Consider the following 7088-nt stretch of genomic DNA (forward strand, 5'->3'; position numbering starts at 1 on the left):
CGGCCGCATCGTCGGCGGGCACGAGGGCGCTGGCCGGCGTGCCGGGGTCGGCCCGTTCCAGCAGCAGCGCGCCGCGCGCGGCGTCGAAGGCGAGCAGCGCGACTGCGCCGCGACCGGCGTACGCGGTCAGGGCGGCCGCCTCGGCTGCCAGGTGCGGCGAGCCCGGCACGCCGAGCTTGAGCACGACCCGCTCCCCGTCGGCCCGGATCGCCGGGACCACCCAGTGGTACGTCGGGTCGTACGGCACGCCGGGCGTGAGGTCCCAGGCCGCGGCCACGGCCGCGACGGTGCGCGGCAGGCCCGCCAGCCAGCGCCGGCCGGGCTCGCCCCACACCCCCGCGACCGTGCGGGCGAACCGGAGCGGAACCGTCACGCCGGGCACGGCTCGACGTCGGGCACGTCCGCCAGCCGGTGCGAGCCGACCGGTGGCGGGAAGGTGGTGCGCATCGTGAACGCCTCCGGCGTCGGCCCGTTGGCGCGCAGCAGCCGCAGCCGCTCCTCCGCCTCGGCGACGGTGGGCTCGTGGCCGGCCGGCACCCACCACAGCGCGGTCGACGCGTCGGCCAGCCGGGAGAACCACTCGCGGCGGCGGCCGAGCACGGCGCGGTGCACCGGATCGTACACATAGGACGTCAAAGCCTCCACCGAGGCCCACACCGACATGTTCACCAGCAGCCACTCGTCGTCGAAGACCTTCGCCTCGCCAGCCGGCAGGTCCAGCCGCCACACGTAGCCGGGGGCGGCCTCCGCGGCGGCGTTGACGGGGTCGATGTTGGCGACGAAGTCGGCGATCAGGGGGTCAGTCAGCGGCGCGAGCAGCCGCGCGACGTTGATCTGGGCAAGGTGGCACGGCTCGTCGGTCACCCGCTCGACCCTAGCCCACGGGGCCTTCCGTCCACCGACGATCGTGTATACATGTTGGGGCTTACACGGGGAGGAAAGTCCATGCGATCGCGCATTCGGGTCGGCGTCCTGCTAGCGCTGGCCGTCCTGGTTCCGGCGGCACCGGCGGTGGCCTACGCCGCGTCGTCCGGGCCGAACGCGTCCTGCCAGCCGGTCGAGCGCAAGGTTTACCAGGATATCCGCGAGCTCGTCACGATCGACCTGGAAACCGCCTCCGACACCGATGTGCGCCTCCTGGCCAACCAGATCCAGGCCGCGGCGAAAGCCAACGCGTTGACCTCCTTGCCCGGCAGGCTGCAGGAGCGGCTGGACGGCCCCGCGGAGGATCTCCGCGCGTTCCTCAGGACGAACCTGCAGACGGTCTGGACGATTGATCTGCGGGTCGCGGTGGGCCAGACGATGACGGGCGCCGGCGCCAACGTGCAGGCGGCCGCGCAGAAGGTGCTCGATGAGGGCACCATCGCCGCCCTGCTCGCCTATCTGAACGACGGCCTGTACGCCGCACGCGCGCTCGACTGCGCGTCCACGACAACGCCGCCGGCATCCGCGTCAACGTCCGCGTCACCGTCGGTGCCCGCGTCCACGTCCGCGTCACCGTCGGTGCCCGCGTCCACGTCCGCGTCGCCCACCAGAACCACAACCAGCGCCCCGACCAGCCCCAGCGCCACCAGCGCGGCTCCGACCCCGACCACCGCCGCCAGTACGCCAGCGGGCGGCAGCATGCCGGTCACCGGTACCAATACAGGCATCATCGCGACTGTCGGCGGCATCCTCCTGTTCGTGGGAGGCGCGAGCATCCTTCTTGCCCGCCGACGCCGCACGGTCGCGGGCGACTGATCCGCTCATCGATCACGTTCTCGAAGTCGCGTGCCGGCACATGACAGTCAAGATCGGCGTTCCGAGTGACGTACGACCGGTCCGTGCCTGCATCGGTTCTCCAGACAGCGGTCATGATGAGGTTTCGGGTGGGACCCGGCGTTCCGGCTCAGCGTCGCGGTCATCGGGCCTCCGGCGCCGGTTGGTACCAAGATCTCAGTTTTCTGTGCGGGAGTGTGGCTGGGCTGCGCTCTGGTACAGGAGACGGCGATCTTCACGACTTGCGGGGGGTGGTTTGTCGGTTATCAGGTCGTGGGGACTACGTGTCCGCACGGCATTTGACGATCATGGACCGCCACACATGAACAGCTGGCGTTCGGACTGCACGTCCGCACCGCAGATGGCGATCTCCACCCCGGCGCGGACCACCTGAACAGTTACCGTGTACCAGGCCGGAGCCGGGCTACACCCTGGTACACGAAACCGCGATCAACACCCGCGCACCCTGCGCGTTCAGCCACCAACGCCGATCACGACGGCGCTGCCGGCATCGACCTCGAGGCAGGCCCTAGCCGGCGTTGTCCGGGTCGGTCGCCAGGAACTCCAGCCGGTTGCCGACCGGGTCCGCGGCGTAGCAGCGCCGGTAGCCGGGCAAGTGCGGGTCGCACTCGACCGCGACGCCCGCGGCGGTGAGGCGGCGCACGAGATCGTCGAGGTCGGCCACCAGGATGCCGGGGTGCGCCTTGCGGGCCGGGCGGAAGTCGGCCTCCACACCGAGGTGCAGCTCCAGCGTCCCGCCGCGCACCCACAGGCCGCCGCGCGCCGCCAGCACGGGCGGCTTGTCGACCTCGTGCAGGCCGAGCAGGCCAACGTAGAACGCCCGGCACGCGTCCTCCGCGCCGGCGGGGATGGCGAGCTGGACGTGGTGCAGGGCGAACGCCGGTTCCAGTTCGGTCACGGGATCATGCTCCCACCCCGGCACGGTTACCGTGGTCGACATGGTCACCGGGGAACGGGCGGCGCTCGCAATCTTCGCGGCGCTGGTCGCGGCCACCTGGTGGCGCCCGCCGCACCCCGCCGAGCAGGCGCTGCACCACGGCCTGACGCTCATCGCGCTCGTCGCGCTGTGGTGGGTGCACCGGCGCCGGCGGCTGCCGCTCGGCTCCCTCGTGCTCATCCTGGTGTTCCTCGCGCTGCACTCGGTGGCCGCGCGCTGGCTGTACTCCGAGGTGCCCTACGACGAGTGGTCCCGGGCGCTGCTGGGCTGGTCGGTCAACGAGCGGCTCGGCTGGACCCGCAACAACTTCGACCGGCTGGTCCACGTGTCGTACGGGGCGTGCCTCGCGCCCGTCCTGATCCGCTACCTGGTCGACGCGCGCGGGTGGGCGCCCCGACGGGCCGCGCTCGCCGCGATCGAGGTGACCCTGTCCACCAGCGCCCTGTACGAACTGCTCGAATGGGGCGTCGCCATGGCGCTGTCACCGGCCACCGCCGAGGCGTACAACGGGCAGCAGGGCGACCTGTGGGACCCGCACAAGGACATGGCGTGCGCCCTGGCCGGCGCGCTCCTCGCGGCCGCGGTGACGCTGGCCGCGCGGCCACGCCCCCCGGCGGACGCCCCCGGGGATCAGCCGGCCGGATCCCGGCGGATCCGGATCCACCGGTAGCCGAAGCCGGTCAGCTCCAGGTCGGCCAGGTCCAGCTTGTCCTCGTAGGGCTGGTCGCCGAAGACCTGGTTGGGGTGGTCGGCGTCGGCGGCGATCCGGCCCAGGTCCACCCGGACCGGCGCGTCGTCGAGGTTGTGCAGGAACAGCATGGTCCCGCTCGGGCCGTCGGCGCGGTGGACCAGCACGGCCGGTGGCAGAGCCGCGTCGTCGATGGCGGTGCAGGTGCCGCCGCCCACCTCCGGGCTCTCCCGCAGCGTGCGGATCATCCGCTCGAACCAGCTCAGCAGGGACGTGGGGTCGTGCCGCTGCGCGGTCACGTTGACCTTCTGGTACCCGTACCCCCCGTTTTTGATCACGGGGCGCACCGGGTCCGCGGCACTGAAGCCGCCGTTGGTCTTGTCCGACCACTGCATCGGGGTGCGGATCGCGTTGCGGCCGGGCAGCGCCAGGTCGTCGCCCATGCCGATCTCCTCGCCGTAGCGCAGCACCGGGGTGCCGCGCATGGAGAACTGCAGCGAGTAGGCCAGCTCCAGGCGGCGCCGGTCGCCGCCGAGCATGGGGGCGAGCCGGCGGCGGATGCCCCGGTCGTACAGCCGCATGTTCTCGTCGGGGCCGAACTCGGCGAAGACCTCCTCGCGCTGCTCGGCGGTGAGCCGGGACAGGTCGATCTCGTCGTGGTTGCGCAGGAACGTGGCCCACTGCCCGCCGTCCGGCAGCCTCGGCGACTCGGTCAGCGCCATGATGAGCGGCTCCGCGCGGCGGCGGGCCAGGGCCAGCACCATCGAGTCGTTGAGCAGGAAGTCGAAGAGCATGTTGATGCGGTTGCCCGAGCCGCCCTCGTCACCGAAGTACCGCACGATCTCGTCCACGGCGACGTTGGCCTCGGCGAGCAGCAACGCGTCGCCGCGTCGCCAGGACGCGTACGCGCGCAGTTCGGTGAGGAACGGGAAGTCCTTGGGCGAGTCCGAGTTGCCCGGCTCGGTCTGCTCGATGATGAACGGGACCGCGTCCATGCGGAATCCGGCGACCCCGAGCTGCAGCCAGAACCCGATGATCTTCTTGACCTCGGTGCGGACGTCCGGGTTGGCCAGGTTCAGGTCGGGCTGGAAGTCGTAGAACCGGTGGTAGTACCAGGCGCGGGCCTTGCGGTGGTAGGTCCACGTCTCGCTCTGCTCGCCCGGGAAGACCATGCCCTGGCGGCGGTCGGCGGGCTCGCTGTCGGTCCACACGTACCAGTCGCGGTAGCGGGAGTCCGGCGAGGAAATGGCGTCAACGAACCACGGGTGCTCGTCGGAGGTGTGGTTCACCACCAGGTCGATGATGACCTTGATGCCCCGGTTGCGCGCCTCGTGCAGCAGCTCCGCGAAGTCGCCGAGCGTGCCCAGCCGCGGGTCGACGCCGTAGAAGTCGGCGACGTCGTAGCCGCCGTCGCGGCGCGGCGACGGGTGGATCGGCGCCAGCCACAGGCACGTCACGCCGAGCCGGTAGAGGTAGTCGAGCCGGCCGATGAGGCCCCGGAAGTCGCCCACCCCGTCGGAGTCCGAATCGGCGTACGTCTCGACGTCGACGCTGTAGATGACCGCGTTGTCGTACCAGTGCTGACCCATGCGGTGTGTTCTGCCCGCGCGGGCCGGGTCGGCAAACGTGTCGGTGGTCCGGCCTAGGCTGAGGCGATAGCAGACGTGACCCGCGCGCGGGTGCTCGGCTTCCGGGTCCACGCGCAGCAGTTGGACCGCGAGTCCACCGACCTGGTCGAGGCGGCCGTGCTCGACCTCGGCGCGCAGGAGACCGGGCCGGACGGCGGCCGGTGGGCGCTGGCCCTGCGCGGCGTCGACACCGGCGCGCTCGCGCCGGATGCGCTCGCGGACGTGTGGACCATCCGGGGCGCCCCGCACCTCTACCGCCGTGCGGACCTCGCGCAGGTCGCGGCCGCGGTGGCGCCGTTCTCCGACGCGGACGCGGCCAAGCGGATCTACGACGCGGCGAGACCGCTGCGCGCCGCCGGCATCGGGGTGGTCGACGCCCTCGACACGGTCGCCGCCGCCATGCGGACGATCGTCACGAAGCCCACCGTGAAGGGTGCGGTCTCGACCCGGCTCACCGCCGTGATGCCTGAGCCCTACCTGCGCGAATGCCGCCCGTGCCAGGCCACCCACCTGTACGAGATGCCGTTCCGGCTGGCCGCGCTGCGTGCCGGGCTCGAACTTCAGCACGGCACGTCGCCGCCCGTGCTCACCCGCATCCCGAAATTCAAGGCCGCCGCGGCGGCCGGCGAACGGTTCGACGTGATCCGGGCGTACCTGCGCCTGCTCGGCCCGGCCACGCCGCAGCACGTCGCGGCGTACCTCGATGCGCCGGTCACGGACGTGAAGCGGCGCTGGCCCGATGACGCGGTCGAGGTGCGCGCCGGCGGGGAAAGGCGGTGGATCCTGGCTGCCGACGAGGCGCGGCTGCGTGACGGGCCGCCGGCGCGGGGCACCCGCCTGCTCGGCCCGTACGACCTGTTCCTGCAGGCTAAGGACCGCGCGCTGGTGGTGCCCGACGCGGCCCGGGCCAAGCAGCTGTGGCCGGTGCTCGGCCGGCCCGGCGCGGTGCTGCACGACGGCGAGGTCGTCGGCCTGTGGCGTCCCCGCGCGGCGGGCCGGACGCTCGCCGTGGCGATGGAGCTGTGGGCCCGGGTCCCGATGAAGGCCGTGGAGGCGCAGGCCGAACGCCTCGCCGCGTTCCGCGACGTCCGCCTGACCGGAGTCACCACGACCGGGCCCTCCGCCTGACGCGCCATCCGGTCCGAGAAGTCACATCCCGGAAGATCACATGGGCCGGGCGGTGGATCACCAGGGCGGACGGCGCCGGGCACCATGGGCGCATGACGTGGGTAGGACGGTGGGCGCGGGTGACGGCGGGGATCGCCGGGCACGGTCCGCGCCGGGCACGGCTGCGGCGCGCGGTCGAGGGTCGGATCGTGCTAGTCACCGGCGCCTCGGAGGGCATCGGCGCGGCCACCGCCCGCCGGCTGGGCGCGGCCGGGGCGACGGTGCTGCTGGTGGCGCGCACCGCCGACCGCCTGGAGGCCGTCCGCAACGACATTGTGGCCGCCGGCGGCACCGCGCACGTCCACCCGGCGGACCTGTCCCGGCCCGAGGCCGCGGACGCGCTCGGCGAGGCGCTGCTGAGCGCCTACGGCCGGGTCGACGTGGTGGTCAACAACGCCGGGCGGTCCATCCGCCGGTCGATCGCCGCGACCGCCGACCGGTTCCACGACGTCCAACGCACCATCGACCTGAACTACCTCGGGCCGGTCGCGCTGCTGCTCGCCCTTGTGCCGGCGATGCGGGCCGCCGGCGGCGGGCACGTGGTCAACGTGTCCACCGCCGGCCTGACCAGCCCCGCGCCGGGCTGGTCGGCGTACCTGGGCTCCAAGGCCGCCTTCGACTACTGGCTGCGCTGCGCCGCGCCCGAGCTGCGCACCTACGGCATCACTACCAGCACCGTCTACTGCGGCCTGGTCCGCACCCGGATGAGCGCGCCCACCGCCGCGTTCGACCGGCTGGCCGCCACGAGCGCCGACGAGGCAGCCGCCGTCGTGTGCCGCGCGGTCGCGCACCGGCGCCGGACGCTGCAGCCCTGGTGGAGCCGGCCCGCCGAGCTGCTGACCGCCGCCGCGAAAGGTCCCGTCGAGGCCGGCATGGCCGCGCACCTGCG

8 protein-coding genes are annotated in these 7088 nt (G+C 72.8%); 4 read left to right on the plus strand and 4 right to left on the minus strand.

The genetic code is table 11. The features are described 5' to 3' along the window. Both ABD211_RS05080 and ABD211_RS05085 read right to left on the minus strand, forming a co-directional pair. On the minus strand, nucleotides 1-373 hold a 373-nt coding region (locus ABD211_RS05080), incomplete at its 3' end, for an aminoglycoside phosphotransferase family protein (protein ID WP_344126719.1). Further along, a complete protein-coding gene (locus ABD211_RS05085; protein ID WP_344126721.1) occupies nucleotides 370-864 on the minus strand; it encodes a DUF3291 domain-containing protein in 495 nt (164 codons plus the stop codon). The genes ABD211_RS05085 and ABD211_RS05080, both read right to left, overlap by 4 nt. 81 nt (nucleotides 865-945) lie before the next feature. On the opposite strand from ABD211_RS05085, the gene ABD211_RS05090 reads away from it, so the two are divergent. Next, nucleotides 946-1740: an ALF repeat-containing protein gene (locus ABD211_RS05090; RefSeq protein ID WP_344126723.1), complete on the plus strand. Its 795-nt coding sequence runs from the start codon at nucleotides 946-948 to the stop codon at nucleotides 1738-1740. A gap of 547 nt (nucleotides 1741-2287) precedes the next feature. Here the strand turns inward: ABD211_RS05090 and ABD211_RS05095 are convergent. Continuing rightward, nucleotides 2288-2677, minus strand: a complete 390-nt coding sequence (locus ABD211_RS05095) for a VOC family protein (RefSeq protein WP_344126725.1) — start codon at nucleotides 2675-2677, stop codon at nucleotides 2288-2290. 40 nt (nucleotides 2678-2717) lie between these two features. On the opposite strand from ABD211_RS05095, the gene ABD211_RS05100 reads away from it, so the two are divergent. After that, nucleotides 2718-3386, plus strand: coding sequence for a DUF2238 domain-containing protein (locus ABD211_RS05100; protein ID WP_344126727.1), 669 nt, complete (start codon nucleotides 2718-2720; stop codon nucleotides 3384-3386). Here the strand turns inward: ABD211_RS05100 and ABD211_RS05105 are convergent. Beyond that, nucleotides 3347-4993 (minus strand): alpha-amylase family protein, encoded by a 1647-nt coding sequence (locus tag ABD211_RS05105; protein ID WP_344126729.1) that lies wholly within the window; start codon nucleotides 4991-4993, stop codon nucleotides 3347-3349. The genes ABD211_RS05100 and ABD211_RS05105 overlap by 40 nt on opposite strands. A 75-nt stretch (nucleotides 4994-5068) precedes the next feature. On the opposite strand from ABD211_RS05105, the gene ABD211_RS05110 reads away from it, so the two are divergent. Then, nucleotides 5069-6160 (plus strand): winged helix DNA-binding domain-containing protein, encoded by a 1092-nt coding sequence (locus ABD211_RS05110; protein WP_344126731.1) that lies wholly within the window; start codon nucleotides 5069-5071, stop codon nucleotides 6158-6160. 92 nt (nucleotides 6161-6252) lie between these two features. After that, nucleotides 6253-7088: SDR family NAD(P)-dependent oxidoreductase (locus ABD211_RS05115; protein WP_344126733.1), on the plus strand; the 836-nt coding region annotated here is incomplete at its 3' end.

Origin of the sequence: Luedemannella flava, from assembly GCF_039528515.1 — a bacterium.
Taxonomy (GTDB): Bacteria; Actinomycetota; Actinomycetes; order Mycobacteriales; family Micromonosporaceae; genus Luedemannella; species Luedemannella flava.